15 protein-coding genes are annotated in these 17,490 nt (G+C 42.8%); 7 read left to right on the top strand and 8 right to left on the bottom strand.

The features are described from left to right. Positions 1 to 203: 203 nt before the first annotated feature. The 3 genes from ACEW8F_RS10410 to ACEW8F_RS10400 all read left to right on the top strand — a co-directional run bounded on the left by ACEW8F_RS10410 (position 204) and on the right by ACEW8F_RS10400 (position 3,204). Positions 204 to 986, top strand: a complete 783-nt coding sequence (locus ACEW8F_RS10410) for a PP2C family protein-serine/threonine phosphatase (protein ID WP_373483406.1) — start codon at positions 204 to 206, stop codon at positions 984 to 986. 95 nt (positions 987 to 1,081) lie between these two features. After that, positions 1,082 to 2,218 (top strand): glycosyltransferase, encoded by a 1,137-nt coding sequence (locus ACEW8F_RS10405; protein ID WP_373483405.1) that lies wholly within the window; start codon positions 1,082 to 1,084, stop codon positions 2,216 to 2,218. A gap of 140 nt (positions 2,219 to 2,358) precedes the next feature. Beyond that, positions 2,359 to 3,204 carry a DegV family protein gene (locus ACEW8F_RS10400; protein ID WP_373483404.1) on the top strand — a complete coding sequence of 282 codons (846 nt, stop codon included), beginning with the start codon at positions 2,359 to 2,361 and terminating at the stop codon, positions 3,202 to 3,204. Positions 3,205 to 3,296: 92 nt separating this feature from the next. Here the strand turns inward: ACEW8F_RS10400 and ACEW8F_RS10395 are convergent, their stop codons facing one another. Beyond that, positions 3,297 to 3,761: a ribonuclease H gene (locus tag ACEW8F_RS10395; RefSeq protein WP_373483403.1), complete on the bottom strand. Its 465-nt coding sequence runs from the start codon at positions 3,759 to 3,761 to the stop codon at positions 3,297 to 3,299. 5 nt (positions 3,762 to 3,766) lie between these two features. Then, complete coding sequence (gene leuS / locus ACEW8F_RS10390; protein WP_373483402.1) at positions 3,767 to 6,178, bottom strand: leucine--tRNA ligase; 2,412 nt, start codon at positions 6,176 to 6,178, stop codon at positions 3,767 to 3,769. 254 nt (positions 6,179 to 6,432) lie between these two features. Between leuS and ACEW8F_RS10385 the strand changes: the two genes are divergently transcribed. Continuing rightward, positions 6,433 to 7,551: an alanine/ornithine racemase family PLP-dependent enzyme gene (locus ACEW8F_RS10385; RefSeq protein WP_373483401.1), complete on the top strand. Its 1,119-nt coding sequence runs from the start codon at positions 6,433 to 6,435 to the stop codon at positions 7,549 to 7,551. A gap of 32 nt (positions 7,552 to 7,583) precedes the next feature. Next, complete coding sequence (locus tag ACEW8F_RS10380) at positions 7,584 to 8,702, top strand: Ldh family oxidoreductase (protein WP_373483400.1); 1,119 nt, start codon at positions 7,584 to 7,586, stop codon at positions 8,700 to 8,702. A gap of 78 nt (positions 8,703 to 8,780) precedes the next feature. Here the strand turns inward: ACEW8F_RS10380 and rbr are convergent, their stop codons facing one another. The 3 genes from rbr to ACEW8F_RS10365 all read right to left on the bottom strand — a co-directional run bounded on the left by rbr (position 8,781) and on the right by ACEW8F_RS10365 (position 11,893). Then, complete coding sequence (gene rbr / locus ACEW8F_RS10375) at positions 8,781 to 9,377, bottom strand: rubrerythrin (RefSeq protein ID WP_373483399.1); 597 nt, start codon at positions 9,375 to 9,377, stop codon at positions 8,781 to 8,783. A gap of 74 nt (positions 9,378 to 9,451) precedes the next feature. Beyond that, positions 9,452 to 11,233 carry a hypothetical protein gene (locus ACEW8F_RS10370; RefSeq protein WP_373483398.1) on the bottom strand — a complete coding sequence of 594 codons (1,782 nt, stop codon included), beginning with the start codon at positions 11,231 to 11,233 and terminating at the stop codon, positions 9,452 to 9,454. A 9-nt stretch (positions 11,234 to 11,242) separates the two neighbouring features. Continuing rightward, the gene (locus tag ACEW8F_RS10365; RefSeq protein WP_373483397.1) at positions 11,243 to 11,893 is read right to left on the bottom strand and encodes an HAD hydrolase-like protein; all 651 of its coding nucleotides are present in this window, start codon (positions 11,891 to 11,893) and stop codon (positions 11,243 to 11,245) included. 239 nt (positions 11,894 to 12,132) lie between these two features. On the opposite strand from ACEW8F_RS10365, the gene ACEW8F_RS10360 reads away from it, so the two are divergent. Together ACEW8F_RS10360 and ACEW8F_RS10355 are read left to right on the top strand one after the other, a co-directional pair. After that, the gene (locus tag ACEW8F_RS10360) at positions 12,133 to 12,690 is read left to right on the top strand and encodes a LemA family protein (RefSeq protein ID WP_373483396.1); all 558 of its coding nucleotides are present in this window, start codon (positions 12,133 to 12,135) and stop codon (positions 12,688 to 12,690) included. Positions 12,691 to 12,784: 94 nt separating this feature from the next. Beyond that, on the top strand, positions 12,785 to 14,710 hold the full coding sequence (locus ACEW8F_RS10355) for a DUF2207 domain-containing protein (RefSeq protein ID WP_373483395.1): 1,926 nt from the start codon (positions 12,785 to 12,787) through the stop codon (positions 14,708 to 14,710). A 132-nt stretch (positions 14,711 to 14,842) separates the two neighbouring features. On the opposite strand, the gene ACEW8F_RS10350 is transcribed toward ACEW8F_RS10355, so the two are convergent. The 3 genes from ACEW8F_RS10350 to ACEW8F_RS10340 all read right to left on the bottom strand — a co-directional run bounded on the left by ACEW8F_RS10350 (position 14,843) and on the right by ACEW8F_RS10340 (position 17,450). Next, positions 14,843 to 15,775, bottom strand: a complete 933-nt coding sequence (locus ACEW8F_RS10350; RefSeq protein ID WP_373483394.1) for a sugar-binding transcriptional regulator — start codon at positions 15,773 to 15,775, stop codon at positions 14,843 to 14,845. A gap of 104 nt (positions 15,776 to 15,879) precedes the next feature. Next, positions 15,880 to 16,740: a sensor histidine kinase gene (locus ACEW8F_RS10345; protein WP_373483393.1), complete on the bottom strand. Its 861-nt coding sequence runs from the start codon at positions 16,738 to 16,740 to the stop codon at positions 15,880 to 15,882. Beyond that, positions 16,737 to 17,450: a LytR/AlgR family response regulator transcription factor gene (locus ACEW8F_RS10340; RefSeq protein ID WP_373483392.1), complete on the bottom strand. Its 714-nt coding sequence runs from the start codon at positions 17,448 to 17,450 to the stop codon at positions 16,737 to 16,739. Before ACEW8F_RS10340 ends, ACEW8F_RS10345 begins: the two co-directional genes overlap by 4 nt. Positions 17,451 to 17,490: the final 40 nt, after the last annotated feature.

Genomic DNA, 17,490 nt, shown 5'->3' with positions numbered 1-17,490 from the left:
TGCCATGTCAATCATTTTTTTTGTTTTGCCGCTTCCTTTTGAACCGTATACAAATTCAATCATTTTAGACACCTCATTTCATATTGATAAGTTCATTATAAGGGTAAGTATCAATAATTTCAATCATTTTTAAAGAAATCACCATAACATATCAAAAATAATATGTTATAATAAATAAAATTACCTAAAAAGGAGGTCACCGTTTGAACAGTTCGGAAAATTATGAATCCCTTGTGAGCCTTTTTGATAAACAATTGGAATTCGCTCAGAACCTTCAAAAAAAGATCATCCCTTCCGCTGGATCTTTTGTTTCAGATCACTATCATTTTTATAGTTTTCTCAGACCCTTTCGAAAAGTTGGTGGAGATTTCTATGATTTTCAATTTTTGGATAACGGAAAAATCAGCCTGCTAATCGCTGATGCCACTGGCCATGGCATTGATGCGGCGATGATCACCAGCATGATCAAATTGAGTTATTCCTATACCATGAAAGACAATCGGATTAACCAATCTCCCAGCCTGATTCTGAAACAGATTGAATCCGATATCAGTCAGCAGATGGATAATACCTTTTTTACTGCCATTGCCCTGATATTGGATCCCAAAGAAGATATTTTGTATTTCGCCAACGCTGGTCATCCCGATGCTGTTCTTTTGAAATTCAATCATAAAATTGAACTGCTTAAACCCAACCTGCCGATGCTGGGACTACAGCAATTTATGACCACCATGCACTATTTTGATATGCGCATCAATTTTTCCCAAGGCGATAAACTGTTGCTCTTTACAGATGGTCTCATCGATGCCAAAAATGCGGATAAGGAAGAATTCTCCATGGAACGGGTTGTGTCGGTGATTAAACAAAACGCTGATTCACCCATCAACCTGATCGGCAGCCACATCATTGATGCCTGTGCCGACTTTAAACAGGATCAGCCCCCCTCCGATGATATCTGCATTTTGGGGATTGAGGTCGATGATTAGTTTTCTAATCAAACTCTAATCATTTCTGACTAAACTGATGGTATACGTTATTTGGAGATTTTTGCAAAAAAATTCTCAGGAAAGGACGGATTACCATGTTAGAACCAAAACGAGTACTAATATTAACCTGTTCTCACGGGTCTGGCCATAAAATGGTAGCCCAAACCCTTAAAGAGAGCTTTGAGGCTCGGGGACATCTGGTCTGTGTTGAGGATCTGTTTGATAAAACCAATCCGACTCTCAATCGGATGATTGAAAAATCCTATTTGCTGTCCTATTCAATTGGGAGCAGCTTTTACGAACGCGTTTATTACGATGTCGAAGAATATGCCCATAATAAATTTATGTACAACCTCTGGCATTTTACCAGTAAAGCGCTGTTAAAAATGATCGATGAATTTAAACCTGACTGTATCATCAATACCTACGGTTATACTATTTCAGCCATCCTTAAAGAAGAAAACTACCCTCACATTAAACTTTTTACGGTGGTCACTGATTTTTGCATCCCCAAACCATGGATCCACCAGGACACCGACCGCTACTATGTGGCCTGCGAAAACGTTGAAGACACTTTGATATGTGAAGGAATTCCCCGGGAAAAAGTCTTAAAAACTGGAATTCCCATCCGCGATGCTTTTTATGCCCGGGGCAACCGCAATGCCATCATCAGTAAATATAACCTGAATCCTCATAAAAAAATCCTGATTATTTTTGCTGGAACCTATGGGGTTCTTAAAAACATCAAAGAGATCTGTCATCGCACCGATAAGATGGATAATCTCCAGACCATTGTCATTTGTGGCAAAAATCAGAGTCTCCAACAGGAGCTTGAAATGGAAGATTTGCCCAATACGCGGATTTTTGGTTTTGTTCCCGACATTCATGAATTTTATTCCGTCGGTGATTTAATGGTAACCAAGCCCGGAGGCATTACCCTGAGCGAAGTGGTGACCAAAAAAATTCCGGTGATTTTGTACAATCCTACCCCCGGCCAGGAAGGCGAAAATGCCGATTGGTTTAAACGACAGGGTGCTGCCGTCGTCGCCAATAATTTTAACGAGCTTATTCTTGCTATTGATGCACTCAAGGAAAACGAAATCAAACGGTTTTCCATAAAAAACAGTCTAGGCAAAATTTACAATGGTCATGCAACCAGTTTAATCACTCAGGATGTGTTAAACCAGTTGAATATGCCTGATACGATTCCTTACCTGACAGAATCCATTTAAGACAGCGAAAGATCTTTTTAAGCCTTTTAGTTTACGATTAACTTGTTAAGATATCAAGTGAAGGTGGCTGTTGGCTGATCAATTGGTCAGCGTTTAAAGAAAATCTCAAAAAGATAAATGATTGAAAAGAGGAATTTAATGTGAAACCACGAATAATCAGCGACAGCTCATGTGATTTGCCCAAGGATTTTCTGGAAAAGGACGGGATTGATTTTTCACTTGTTCCTTTGAAAATTATTGTCGGCGATCATGAATTTATAGATGATGAAACTCTGAATACCAAGGAACTGATTGCCGCCATGAAGGCCGAAAAAACGGCGACCTCTTCTTCCTGCCCATCCCCTGAGGATTTTGCAGCAGAGCTGCGAAAGAACAAAGAAAGCTATGTGATCACCATGACTTCCGGCTTAAGCGGCACCTATAACAGTGCCCGGGTAGCCAAAAACATGGTGCTGGAAGAAGATAATTCCCTGAAAATAAGCCTCTTTGATACCCATTCAACCTCGCCAGTGATGATTTTGATGGTGATGAAGCTCCGCGATCTCATCAAAGCCGGGGAGCTTGATTTTGACACCATCAGTGAAAAGCTGGCGCTCTACCTTGAGTCCTTGAACCTGCGCTTTTTACTTCAGGATTTATCCAACCTGGTTAAAAGCGGACGAATGAACCGGGTGGCCGGCGCTGTGGCTTCGGTACTCTCAATTATGCCGATTTTCAGATCCGATGACAAGGGTGAAATCCAGCTGGTAACCAAAGCCCGTGGTATTAAAAAGGCTTTGTCCAGTCTTGCCAATATGGTGGAAGAAAAGATCAAAACCCAACCTCAGTTTCCGGTGGTCATAACCCATTGCAACAACTTAAGCCAGGCCGAAATCCTCAAAGATCTGCTGGAGAAACGGTTTGATCTAAAAGAGATTTATATTTTTCCGATGCACGGCTTAACGACTTACTATTCCAATGATAAAGGCCTGTTAATGGCATTTTAATCTTAACTCTGACATGTTATCACTTAAAAAAAGACTTAAACCGGATTTTGGTTTAAGTCTTTTTTGTCCTTTGTTATTTCTTTTGCTTCGAGCTATTCTGCCGGTTGGTACTCATCCATGGCCTTGTTTACCAGTAAATCGGCATGATTATTATAGGGATTATCGGCATGACCCTTAACCTTGTGAAAGGTCACCTTGTGGCTGTTGACTAACTGATCCAGTTCCATCCAGATTTCTTTATTTTTTAAAGCCCCGGCTTTTCCCCGGGTCCAGTTCTTCGCCTTCCATCCACCAATCCAATTCTGTAGATAGGCGTTGACAACATAAGCCGAATCACTATAAATATGCACTTCGCAGGGCTCCTTTAGCAGCTTTAAGCCTTCAATCACCGCCAACAACTCCATCTGGTTGTTGGTGGTATTTTGATAGGCCCGGCGATACTCTTTGGTCACGTTTTTCTCGGGATAAATCAGTACGCCGCCAATGGCGCCCAGATTTTCGCCTTCCTGGCCATTGCCACGGCAACCACCATCGGTATAGAGGTGAATAACTTTCATTGCTGTTATTTTACCACGATGTTAAAAATCTTGCCGGGGACGTAAATCTCTTTGACAATGGTTTTACCCTGGGTATAGGCCACGATGTTCTCCTGGGCCAAAGCAATCGCCTTGGCTTCGTCCATATCGGCGGCAACCGGAATGGTAATCGTTCCCCGGACCTTGCCGTTGATCTGTACGGCCATTTCGATGACATCATCCACAGTTTTGGTTTCGTCATATTGGGGCCAGGCCGCATCATCCAAGGTTCCGCCCATTTCCAAATTCTGCCAGATTTCGGAACTGATATGGGGCGCCACCGGATAAAGCAATTTCAAAAATGTTTTAAAGGCCTCTCTGGTTATTGAACCTTCTCGGTTGAATTCATTTAATAAGGTCATCAGCGCCGCAATCGCGGTGTTATATTTCATTTCTTCAAAATCATCGTTGACCTTTTTAATGGTTTTATGAATTGCTGATTCCAGGGCTTTGCCATAGCCAGCTTCATCACTGACCATATCCTGAAGTTTCCAGACCCGATCGAGGAACCGTCGGCAGCCTTTGGCGCCGTTATCCGACCAAGGCGCAGATTTTTCATAATCTCCGATAAACATAATATAGGTTCTCAGGGTATCGGCTCCAAACTCTTCAATGATGACGTTGGGGTTGACCACATTGCCCTTGGATTTCGACATTTTTTCGCCGTCATTTCCAAGAATGAGACCCTGGGCCGTTCGTTTGGCATAGGGTTCCCGCACTGGCACACAGCCGATATCAAACAGGAATTGATGCCAAAACCGGGAATAGAGCAGATGCCGGGTAACGTGTTCCATCCCGCCGTTGTACCAGTCCACTGGCATCCAGTATTTCAATTTTTCCGGCGAGGCAAAGGCTTCATCGTTCTTGTTATCAAAATAGCGCAAGAAATACCAGCTGGAACCGGCCCACTGGGGCATCGTATCGGTTTCCCGTTCTGCGGCACCGCCGCAGACTGGACAGCTGGTTTCATACCATTCCGGGATGTTCGATAGCGGGGATTTCCCGGTATCGGTAGGAGTGTAGCTTTCCACCATTGGCAATTCCAGCGGCAGCTGATCTTCGGGTACTGGTACCATCCCGCATTTTGGACAGTGAACAATCGGAATCGGTTCGCCCCAATAGCGCTGACGATTAAAGGCCCAGTCCTTCATTTTATAATTAATGGTGCGTTTGCCCAGTTTTTCTTTTTCCAGGAAGTCAATGGTTTTCTGGATGGCATCCTTGACTTCCATACCGTTTAAAAAACCGGAGTTAACCATTTCACCAGAATCGGTATTGGTATAAGCCGCTTCGGTGACATCTCCACCTTTGATGACTTCAATGATCGGCAGATCAAATTTTTTCGCGAAATCCCAGTCTCTTGTATCATGTCCGGGAACCGCCATAATCGCCCCGGTGCCATATCCCATCATGACGTAGTCGGCGATGAAGATGGGGATTTCGGTATTGTTCACCGGATTAATGGCCTGAATGCCTAAGATCCGTACCCCGGTTTTATCCTTGGCCAGTTGCACCCGTTCAAATTCGGTTTTGCGTTTGGCCTGTTCCTGATAATCCACCAGTTCAGCCAGATTGGTAATGGCTTCCGACAAGTCCTTAATCAGCGGATGTTCGGGCGCAATAACCATAAAGGTTGCCCCAAAAAGGGTGTCTGGTCGGGTCGTAAAGACCCGCAGCGCCTTGTCGTAACCGGCGATCGTAAAGTCGACTTCAGCGCCCACCGATTTGCCAATCCAATTTTCCTGTTCCAGACGGATCCGGGGCAGATAATCGACGTCATCCAAACCTTTAAGCAGTTCTTCGGCATAGTTTTTGATTTTCAGAAACCAGACGTCTTTTTCCATTTGCACCACTTCGCTGCCGCAGCGGTCACACTTGCCGTCCCGAAAATCTTCGTTGGACAACACCACCTTACAGCCGTTGCAAAAATTGACATAGGTTCGGTCTCTAAAAGCGAGTCCATGCTTAAATAACTGTAAAAAGATCCATTGGGTCCATTTATAGTATTTGGGATCCGTGGTGTCGATCTCTTTATCCCAGTCAAAGGCATAACCAATCCGTTTCAGCTGATTGGTAAAAACCGCAATGTTTTCATCGGTTACTTCCCGGGGATGACGACCGGTTTGAATGGCGTAGTTTTCAGTAGGTAAACCAAAGGCATCCCAGCCTATCGGAAAGAGGACGTTAAAGCCTTCCATCCGTCGTTTTCGGGCAATCACTTCCAGGGATGTATAGGCACGAACATGACCGACGTGGAGGCCCACGCCAGATGGATAAGGAAATTCAACCAACCCGTAAAATTTTTCTTTGCTTGAGTTTTCTTCCATCCGGAAGGTTTCATTTTCTTCCCAATACTGCTGCCAGTGTGCTTCTATTTTTTTATGCTCATATGTTGACATATTTCCTCCATTTGTTCGTTGGTATCTTTTCTTTATATCAAAACAACCTTCTAACAGATTTTATCCATTTTGCTGGTTCGCAGCGAGTTTTCTGCTGCGAAAAAAAAATCCGCTCCCTATAAGGGACGAACTTTTTCCTGTCTCCTAATGATCTTCATTCCTCATTATAAATAAGGGGGGAAGCGCTGTCAATGATTTGTGCTTTTTTTTCGCTTATGGTATACTGTACCACAGAAAACTGCAAAGGAGCATTTATGTATCCCTTACTAAAAATTAATAAGAAAAAAATATTAGACAATACCAAAGCCATCACATTACGGACAGATAAACTGGGGGTCAAGGTCACCGCAGTCACCAAATGTACCGGCGGCAACCTGGAAATTGCCCAGGCTTTCCTGGATGGGGGTGCCACCTCGATTGGCGATTCCCGAATTAGAAATCTCAAAAATCTAGCCCCACTGGCCTGTGAAAAATGGTTGATCCGGGTTCCCATGCCCAGCGAGGTTAATCATACCGTATCCTATGCCACCTTATCACTAAACAGCGAAATGAAAACCATCCGGCTGTTAAACCAGGCTGCCAAAGTCCAGGGCAAAACCCATGGCATCCTCTATATGTTTGACCTTGGCGATCTTCGTGAAGGTCTTTTTGTCGGCGACGGAAATCCGGCGAAAGCTGAAATTGAATCATTGATTTCAGCCTCTTTCGCAAAACTGGATCAGGATCTTGAGGAAATTAGTTCCTTAGCAAACATCCGTCTCCGGGGCATCGCCACCAACGCCACCTGCGTCGGTGCCACCATCCCCACCCCCCGGACCTTTGGTGCCTTTTTTAAGGTCAAAGCCATACTCGAAGAAAAATATCACATCCCCTGTGAGATTGTCTCCGGTGGTAATTCCAGCGCCTATTATCTGGTCGATAATGAAACCCTGCCCACTGAAATTAACAACCTCAGACTGGGGGATGTGATCCTTTTTGGCCGGGAGTCGGCCTATTATCACTGCTATGATTACCTCCATCAGGACGCCTTTATTCTGGATGTGGAAATCCTTGAGCTACAGGAAAAACCGACCTACCCGGTGGGCGAAATCGGTCGCAACGCTTTTGGCGAAATCCCCAACTTTGAGGATCAGGGGATCAGACAACGAGCCATCTGCGGGCTGGGTCGCCAGGACACCGACACCGACCACATCTTCCCGTTGCTTCCCGGACTGACCATCGTCGGCTCCAGCTCCGACCATCTGATCATCGACGTCACCGACGCCGAGGCCACCTATGCGGTTGGCGACATCATCAGCCTCCGTTGCGATTATGTGGGGGCCCTCCACGCTGCCACCTCATCTTATGTTAATAAAATTGTTATCAACCAATAAATATAAAGAGAATTAGACAAGGAGAATTATTGATGAAAGACGAAACCACCTACCGGATCCCCTTTGACATTCTGGAAGCATTCATGACCGACGCCTTAAAAGGCATTGGAGTGCCCGAAGAAGACGCCAAAATCTGTGCCGACATCCTGATTACCTCAGACAAACGGGGGATTGATTCCCACGGTATCGGCCGTTTAAAACCCATCTACTATGACCGGATCAAACAAGGCATCCAAAATCCGGTGACAGAATTTGAAGTGGTTAAAGACACCTTCACCACTGCCGTCATCGACGGTCACGATGGCATGGGGCATGTCATTGGCAAAAAAGCCATGCAAATGGCCATTGACAAAGCTAAGATCTATGGCATGGGAATGACCGTGGTCCGTAATTCCACCCACTATGGTTTTGCCGGCTACTATCCGCTGATGGCCATCGAAAACAACATGATCGGAATGACTGGTACCAACGCCCGTCCTTCCATTGCCCCGACCTTTGGGGTCGAAAACATGCTCGGCACCAACCCGATCACCGTTGGGGTACCCAGCGATGAGCCCTTCCCCTTTGTGCTGGACTGTGCTACTTCCGTTTCGCAACGGGGCAAAATAGAAGTCTATGACCGCGAAAACAAGGATCTGCCCGATGGCTGGGTCATCGACCGCCAGGGTAACAGCCGTACCGATACCAAACAGATCCTCATCGATTTAGTTAAAGGCGAAGCAGCGCTGACACCTCTTGGCGGCATCGGTGAGGACACCGGCGGTTATAAGGGTTATGGTTATGCCACCTTTGTGGAAATTTTATCAGCAGCCCTGCAAAGCGGTTCTTTTCTAAAAGGCTTGCTCGGCTTTGACGCCAATGGTAAGGCGCAGCCCTACCACCTGGGTCATTTCTTTATCGCCATCAACATTGAAAACTTTACCGAACCCGAATCCTTTAAAAAAATCACCGGCGATATTTTAAGAGACCTGCGCGCCTCAGAAAAAATGCCGGGTCAGGAACGGATCTACACCGCCGGCGAAAAAGAATACGATGCCTGGCTGGATCGAAAAGACAAGGGTACCCCGGTCAACGATGCGCTGATCAAAGATATCCTCGACATCAAGGCGGAGCTGGGTTTGGATCAGTACCACTTTCCTTTTGAAAAATAGTTGGGTATTGAAAATTAAATAAAGAAACAAAAAGAAACGGCGTCAAAACCGTTTCTTTTTGTTTTCTTATATAATTTTTTAGTAGGTCTCGACAAAAAGTTCAAAATAAGCCTTAGCGTGTTTACAAGCCGGGCATAAATCAGGGGCTTCAGAACCTTCGTGTATATAGCCACAATTACCGCATTTCCATTTTACATCACTGAACCTTTTAAAGGTTCGGCCCAATTCAATATTGGCCGCCAATTTCAGATAGCGGGTTTCGTGAGCTCTTTCAGCATTACATACTTCCAGCCAGGTCTCAGCAATTTCATCAAAGCCTTCCTTTTTTGCGATTTCGGCAAATTTGGGATAAAGCTCATTCCATTCTTCATTTTCTCCGGAAGCTGCATGCAATAAATTGTTTTTGGTATCCCCAAGGGCTACTGGGAAAGTAGCACTCACTGGAATCTCAACTGCATTGCCGGCTGTGTATTCATTGGCAGCAATGTGCTTGTAGAACAATTCACCATGTTCTTTTTCATTGCCGGCTGTTTCAGTGAAAATTTCGCTGATTTGAACATAACCCTCTTTTTTGGCGATAGATGCAAAATATGTATACCGCATTCTTGCCTGACATTCGCCCACAAAAGATGTCATTAGATTAACTAACGTCTGCGTTCCTTGTAATTTACCCATTTTTTCCTCCTTTATAATGATTATAAACTTACTCTTATTATATACCAGGTTTTTGAGAAATCAAACATTTTTAATCATTCTGATTTATTTAATTCGTCGATAAATTGAATTAGCGCCTGGGCGGCCAGAAAAGGTCCATTTTGTTCAAACCCGGGAATGCCCAGCTGGGTCCGGATCATTCCAATCTGAACTCCGGTTTCCCGCATCTTTTTAAAAGTTTTTTTGGCAATCTTTTCATGTTCTTCTTTTAACTGAACGGCTCCAAAGGGATTTGCAAAATAGGTGGTTGTGATTCCCACTTCACCGGTGGTACCCTTGGCCATTCGCTTGCCTTCGGAAAAGACCGCATAAGCCTCATCCAAATCATCGAATAGTTCAATCGGTGGAGCCGACTCGCTAATTTCTTCATAATTATTAATATAGAAGACAAAATCAACTCGGGTCGATTTTGAAATCTCTTCGTAGGACATCTGCGGCACAATAACCCGGGCATTGACAATGTTCGGGTTCATAAAAATACTACGGTCCATGGTGCTGTAAGCATATCCCGGCTGCAGATCATCCAACCGGACAAAGGCGCCGATTTCAGTTCCCACCGCCATTAGCTCCCCTTCTTTATTAAAGTGGAGGGACCCCATATCGTCGATGAGAATATCAAAATCACAAGCCAGCTCTTTGGGAAGTTTATTGATGGCCTCCAGGGTTTCTGATTTTCCTGCACCGCTGTCACCAATCAACATAACGTTTGCCGATTTCCGGCCGCTCACCCTGATTTTGGCAAAAGCACCATGAACCGGCATGGCCTTCTTTTCGATCTGAATAATATTATGAAGGGTCAACATCATCTTCTTCATATAACCAAAATAGTCAATCTGAGGGTTGTCTGGAATCAGACCATAATACACCTCGTCTTCTTTGGTGACGTATCCCAGTTTTTCATCCTCTTCAAAAAGCACCTCATCCAATCCAAAGAACACTACGGCATCCGGTTTTTCTTTGGTGAATTCTTCGGGTGTGGCCATTTCATAAAGGTTAAATAAACCGGCACCCAGAGCCAGATATTCTTTATGAACATAGACGATGGTAAGCAACCGTCCAACTTTCATGGGAATGGCAAACCATTCGTCGCAATCCAGATAGAATTTCTGTAAAATCCGCTTGTCCTTTACCGGAAAGACTCCATCCCGTTTGCTGGACTGGGTATAGAAAATAACCGGTGGCTCAAAAATTGCCTCCCAGACATAGGGGACCTGGTACAGTGAATCGTTTTTACTTTTGACCCCGCGGTCAAATTCAAATTTGTCCGTTAAAAAGGCCACCTGGGCCCCACTGGGCAGCTGCCGGTAAATGCTGACGCTTTTTCCGGTAACATTAAAATGAATATTACGATAAAGGTCCAGTACCATTTTTTTGAAGGCATCATTGTTGGATGCCAGAGAATGAGCCTTTGATCGCTTCGTTTTTTCATCCGAACTATACTCATCGGTTTTAATCATAAATCGCTGAATGCTTCGCCAGTAGTTATAAAACCCTTCCAGAAATCCCAAAAATAGCTGAGAATATTCTTCATAGGTGAATTGAATATCAAAATATCCGGATTGGATGATTTCATCCAGGGAATTAATATTCAGCAAATAAACAAAATCGATAAAGGCCGTTTCGTTGAACTCACCTTTATTATTTTCAAAAGGCTCCAATGTTTTTAACAGATAAGATTTTTTTACAGTCAGTTCATTAATAAAAGTTTTAACCAATATTCTGAACAGCGTGGATTTGATCAGCTGACCAAAATTGGTGAATTTTAAATCACCTTTAATTAAAGCCGTTCGTTCCAAATTAATGTTTTTTGATTCCATGATTTCCTCCTATTTTATAATCTCCAGCAATTCGTTAATACTGGCAATCAGATGGGTGGCACCGGCTTGTCGCAATTCATCTTCGCTGCCACAACCGTAGGTTACCCCCACCGAGTCAATTCCCACTTCTTTAGCCCCGATAATATCATAGTGACGATCTCCGACCATTAATACATCAGCTAAATCCAGGACATCATTATCTTCCAATAAATTGGTGATGATTTCTTTTTTATTGCTACGGGTCCCGTCGTTAAAGGTACCATAAACTCGATCAATATGGATATCAAGCTTCAGCTTGTCAATTATTTTTCGGGCATTGTTTTCATTTTTTGTTGTGGCCACGCCTAAAAAGCAGCCGCTTGTAAAGAGAGTATGAACGGTTTCTTTAACACCCTCATAAAGCTGAGCCTGATACATCTGGCCATTACCAACATACTCTTCCAGATAAAATTCGTAGCCCTTTCTCGCTTCATCCAGGGAAAAACCATAAACTTCTTGAAGCGTTTTAAGCATCGGGGGACCAATTAAAGAATTAATGTCCCGAACTTTCGGATCGGGAACATTCATTTTTTCCAGGGCATATTCAAAAGAACAACGTATCGTTTCTCTCGAATCAATAAGGGTTCCGTCCAGATCAAATAGTATATGTGAATATTTCATTATTTCTCCTTTTGCAATTTCTCTATGCTTCGCTGACAACTACTTGTTTGTATTAATTATAATATAGAAACGAAAGTCCAACAAGACAAAATATTACTCTTAGCTGGATTAAATCGTTTAACACCGATAATTTTTTACTAAATGTCTCACATTTAAAAGTATCCCTTAATTTTATTGTGGCAAGTATAGGGACGTGATATAATATCAGCAATAAAATTGTTTAAGGAGGATTATAAAAAATGATTGCTATTCCAATTATTCTCGGTCTCATTGTGATCGTCGGTTTGTGGCTTGTTTTATCTCGAAATAGCTTTGTCAGTATCAAAAATCAGGTCGAAGAAGCTTTTTCTACCATGGATGTTTATCTTAAAAAAAGATACGATCTGATTCCCAACCTAGTTGAAACGGTAAAAGGGTATGCCACCCATGAATCCGAAACCTTTACCAAGGTAACAGCGGCCCGGACAGCGGCCATGAATTCAACCAGCATTGACGAAAAGATTGCCAATGAAAATGCTTTATCAGGCACCTTGAAGAGTCTTTTTGCGGTAGCTGAAGCCTATCCCCAACTCCAGGCCAATACAAATTTTCTGGACTTGCAGCAACAGCTAAAAATGTTGGAAGATGAAATTGCCAATTCCCGTAAATACTACAATGCGGTTGTCCGCACCATGAATACCAAGGTTGAATCCTTCCCCAGCAATCTGATTGCCAATATGTTCGGATTCAAAAAACAACCCTTCTTTGAGGTTGGCTCTGCTGCAGAGCGGGAAAACGTTCAGGTTAAATTTAACTAGTCAACTCTAATTCATTCAAAATTTCATTAATGACAAACAACACTGACGGTGCTCTTACAGTGCCGTCTTTACAAACTTTTGGGAGGTAAACCATGTGAAAAAGCAAAGCACCCCGATACTACTTATCCTTCTAGGCCTGCTTCTTTTAGGAATTGTATTTCCCGGAAGCACCTTCGCCCAGGAATATTTTGATATCAACCAATATGATGTCACCATGAATGTTCAGGAAGACCACGCCTATGAGGTTCAGGAAAACATCACCGTCACCTTTTCTGAACCCCGCCACGGAATCTATCGTTTTATCCCCTATAGCGGCAGTTTTTACCGGGAAATTGGCGGACAGCCAGTGGAAACATCCTACAATGCCCGGCTGACCCATGTGCATGTCGACAATTTTAATTTTGAAACCTCCACCGAAAGCGGTAATGTGGTTATCCAAATCGGGGATGCCGATGTATATGTCAGCGGAACCCAAACCTACCCGATTTCATATGTCTGGAATCCGGGCGATGACAAGATTGACAGCATGGATGATGTCTACTTTAACATTATTCCGCAGAATTGGGATACTAGCATTGAAAATGCTCGTTTTAAAATTGTGATGCCCAAACCTTTTGACCCGACCCAGGTCGAATTCATCTCGGGCGGCTACGGCAGTACCATTACCGACGCCATTGATTTTACGGTCACCGGAAACACGATTGAGGGAACTCTGAAAGAACCCCTTTCCAATTATCAGGGCGTTACCCTTAAAATCAATCTGCCGGATGGTTATTTTGTCGGCGCCTTCACTGGTGACGAGTTTTTACCATTTATGTATATTATTTTTGGTCTGTCCCTGCTTGGCGGCGCCTTAATCTGGCTTTTCACCGGACGGGATAAAAAACCGGTGGAAACAGTGGAGTTTTATCCACCCCAGAATTTTACCCCCTCCCAGATCGGTTTTATTGTTGATGGTGCTCTTGATAAAGCTGAGGTCATGTCCCTGCTGATGTATTGGGCCGATAAGGGCTATATGACCATTGAACAGGTGGATAAGAAAAAGTTCATCTTTCACAAGGTAAAAAACCTGCCGGATTCAGCCGAAGATTTTGAACATACCCTATTCAATAATATTTTTGATCAAAAAGACAGTTTTTCAACCGTCAGTGTTCCGGCCAGTTTTTACGACACTATTGTGGCAACCAAGGAACAGATTAAAGGCTATTTCGATATTCCTGAAAACCGGATATTTACCCCGGCTTCAAAGATCGGTCTGGTAATTATCAGTATTTTCATGGCCCTGCCGCTGCTGGCTTATGTCATCAATGGCGCTTACAAAATCGGCATGCTGACTTCCTTTTTCGAAGGATTAATTTTTATCGGAATCGTTTCCTGTTTTGCTGCTGCTCCTACCGTTTTCGGTGCCAATTTCATCACCACGGCTCTGCGCAACCGCAAGGGTACGGCCAGAAAAAAAACAGTTGGCCGAATAATTCTGGGAATCGTCATCCTGATCGTGGCCGTCTTGATTGTGTTCGTTGTTAATTTTCTCCTTGAATATAATTCACTGCTTCCGGCTCTGTTGGCACTATTAACTACCTATGGCATCGCCTTTTTCCAGATTGTGGCAACCCAAAGAACGGAAACTGGTCGTCTTTGGTTGGGTCAGGTGCTGGGCTTTAAGAATTTTATCGAAAAAGCCGAAAAAGATCGAATTTTAGCTCTAGTCAACGAAAACCCCCAGTATTTTTTCAATATTCTGCCCTACGCCTATGTGCTCGGGGTCACTGATAAATGGGCCAAGAATTTTGAGTCCATCGCCATTGAACAGCCCAGTTGGTATTATGGCACCACCTATGGTAATAATTTCACCTCCATCTTGTTCGTATCAAGTTTAACGCGCAGTATGAACAGTATCGCATCTGACATTATTGTTCCGCCCAACTCCGGCTCCGGCGGTTTCGGCAGCGGCGGTTTCTCCGGCGGTGGCGGCTTCTCCGGCGGCGGCGGTGGCGGCGGTGGCGGCGGAAGCTGGTAACACCATCCCCTTGCACTTAATCTTGCCGAATTTATAGTTTGCTGAGTTGACCAATTCGCTTAAAAATAACCTTATCCCATCAAAAAAACGCCGGATCATTTTCATGATCCGGCGTTTTTATCAGTTTGGATATCAAACACTTTTGTTCTCATCCATTTGTTTGATTATTTCGCTTGCCAGGGTTTCAGTGATCACCAGATGTTTAAAATACCCAGTTTTTAAACCACTGATCACTGAAGAAACATTGGCCTCCTGAGGCACAAACCCGATCACATCTCTGATCCGGGCTAACAACTCCAAGGGAATTTGAATTGCATAATCATCCTCACCCTGAATCAATTCACCCTGGGGATTAAAAAAATACGAAAGCAGACAACCAACCGCCTTTTCTTCGATCAGTTTTTTTCCAAACCGCATGGCTGAACCATGATCCGGTACTGAGGGATAGCTTCCCAAGGTTATCAAAGCAGTTGTGGTTCTTTTCCAGTAATCTTCGATTCGTCGATAATCATCGGACGCCATCACTTGCACCTGCTCCTTCACAGTGGAGGGAATGGCCGGGCAATTCAGGTATTCTCCTTTATAGCCAGTCTTCTGAGAAAGCTCGCTAACCAGATCATCTGGATCATAACCCCGTTGTGGTGCCGTTGTTGCACCGATTAACGGACAGATGATACCGCCATTGATACCCATCTGATTTTGCTGGGCAAAGACGTTAATAATTTTGTTCGTATTATAGCCCCAACCTAAACCCAATATCTTTGTTTTGGGCAAAAATTCCAGCAGCACATCTGCACCGAGCTGATAAAGATCGTCCGGCAACGTGACCACCCGACAGCTTTTTAAATTAAAACGATGGCACAATTCATGCCGAATCCCTCTGACCGTACAATGATAAGAAAGAACGTCAATTTTTACAATTCCGGCTTTTCTGGCCTTATTTAAAAGGTAACTAACTGCCGGACGGGATATATTTAAGTCTCTGGCGATTTCCGACTGGGTTTTATTTTCCTCATAATATAATTGAGAAACATGTATCAAACGGCACAATTCTTTTTCTTTCAACAAATCACCTCATCTTAATGCTTTAAATGTTTGTCTAATATATCGCATTCATCAGTTTTTGTCAATTTACAATAAATTATTTTTGATATATTTCTGTTGTTTTATTAGTCCAGCGGAATCAGAATCGTACATTTAAATCGGTCCTCAAGGACTTGCGTGACCATATTGCCTTGATAGTTTTTTAAAACCTGTTTGACATTGGAAATACCGTAACCTCTTTGATCCTCATCGATTCGTTTGCTGCTGACCATATTGTTTCCTGATTTTTGGATGGTCTTTTCATCAATGGTGTTTTCAATGTCAATCAGCAGACTTTCTCGCTTATAGTACATATTAAATTTGATTATTTTATCCTGAGCTCGTCGGGAATCCCGCAGGCATCCCTCTATGGCATTGTCCAGAATATTTCCCAAAATAATAGACAGATCAATACTATTCATTTTAAGGTTTTCGGGAATGGCAATATAATGGACGAAGTTAATATGATTATCGGCTGCAACCTTGATTTTATAATTCAGCAGGGCATCCACCACATTATTTCCAGAGCGATTATGATCCACGGCATTTTGAAGTAACTCATGAAACTGAAGCAAGTAATCTTCTATTTCATCACTAGCCTGGTTCTTGATTAAATACTGCATGGTGATGACATGGTTATTCATATCATGCCATAATCCTCTTACCTCATAATTTTTCTCAAGCATTTCTTTATAGTGTTTCTGTTGAAGTTCCATTTGAATATTGGCATTTTTGTATTCATTTATCTTTTTAGATTCATGATCCAGTATCCTTAAAATAACAAAAATAACCACATTGATATACACCAGGGCACCTAAAGAAGCGATGCCCACTAAATGCCTGCCTTCGACGTTAATATCAATGAAATACAGGTTCAAGCCAACGATTAAACTAATAATCGGAATACTTAAAAGGACAATGTTACGAAGTTTTGACGAAGTTTTCATTCCCTCGATCCTGCCATGTACCGGGTGAAGGCATCGTATACCTTCTGATTTCGTTTGGGGCTGATTGGGATCATCACACCATTTTTTAGTACCGCTGTTTTTGTTTTGATGCTTTTTACATTTTTAAGATTAATAATATAAGATCGGTGACATAAAACAAAACGCAATGAATCCAACTCCTTTTCTAAAGCTGAAATCGTATAGTAATATTCATACTCTGCTTCGAAGGTGGCCACTTTTATTTTTCTGCCGAGACTCTCAAAATATAAGATCTGATCACTTTCTAAAAATATTTTTTCATTATTTATTTCGATTTCATGAAAGCTGGATCTTGAGTGTTTAATGTCATTTTCCAGTTTTTCTAAAACCAGAAATAATTTTTCTTCTGGGTATGGTTTTAATAAGAAATCACTGGCATTAACCGAATATCCCAATACCGCATATTCAATTAAGGATGTTGTGATAATAATGCGGGCAATCTGATCTGTTTTTCTGATTTCATTCGCAATATCAATGCCATCTTCGTTATCTAAACGCATATCAAGAAAAATAATATCAAATTTCATCGCTTTGTTACTTGCTTCAACGAGTTCATAACCATACTGAAATGTGGTTAAAAGATAATCCATTTTAAATGGATATCGTCCAATCAAATCAACCAGTATTTTTTTATGTACTTCCTCATCTTCACAGATCGCTATTTTTAACATTTTTTCCCCTTTTATTCCGGTCAAAACATACTTATCAATG

It is taken from the genome of Acetobacterium sp., from assembly GCF_041752335.1.
GTDB lineage: Bacteria > Bacillota > Clostridia > Eubacteriales > Eubacteriaceae > Acetobacterium.
The sequence above is the reverse complement of the archived record's forward strand: the minus strand, read 5'-3'. Positions and strand labels throughout refer to the sequence as shown.

What these genes read in the sequence shown, in the direction of transcription:
- ACEW8F_RS10370 (WP_373483398.1), bottom strand. Translation starts at nt 11,233, where the DNA reads ATGGAATCAAAAAACATTAATTTGGAACGAACGGCTTTAATTAAAGGT.
- ACEW8F_RS10360 (WP_373483396.1), top strand. Translation starts at nt 12,133, where the DNA reads ATGATTGCTATTCCAATTATTCTCGGTCTCATTGTGATCGTCGGTTTG.
- ACEW8F_RS10340 (WP_373483392.1), bottom strand. Translation starts at nt 17,450, where the DNA reads ATGTTAAAAATAGCGATCTGTGAAGATGAGGAAGTACATAAAAAAATA.
- ACEW8F_RS10365 (WP_373483397.1), bottom strand. Translation starts at nt 11,893, where the DNA reads ATGAAATATTCACATATACTATTTGATCTGGACGGAACCCTTATTGAT.
- ACEW8F_RS10385 (WP_373483401.1), top strand. Translation starts at nt 6,433, where the DNA reads ATGTATCCCTTACTAAAAATTAATAAGAAAAAAATATTAGACAATACC.
- rbr (WP_373483399.1), bottom strand. Translation starts at nt 9,377, where the DNA reads ATGGGTAAATTACAAGGAACGCAGACGTTAGTTAATCTAATGACATCT.
- ACEW8F_RS10395 (WP_373483403.1), bottom strand. Translation starts at nt 3,761, where the DNA reads ATGAAAGTTATTCACCTCTATACCGATGGTGGTTGCCGTGGCAATGGC.
- ACEW8F_RS10405 (WP_373483405.1), top strand. Translation starts at nt 1,082, where the DNA reads ATGTTAGAACCAAAACGAGTACTAATATTAACCTGTTCTCACGGGTCT.
- leuS (WP_373483402.1), bottom strand. Translation starts at nt 6,178, where the DNA reads ATGTCAACATATGAGCATAAAAAAATAGAAGCACACTGGCAGCAGTAT.
- ACEW8F_RS10380 (WP_373483400.1), top strand. Translation starts at nt 7,584, where the DNA reads ATGAAAGACGAAACCACCTACCGGATCCCCTTTGACATTCTGGAAGCA.
- ACEW8F_RS10345 (WP_373483393.1), bottom strand. Translation starts at nt 16,740, where the DNA reads ATGAAAACTTCGTCAAAACTTCGTAACATTGTCCTTTTAAGTATTCCG.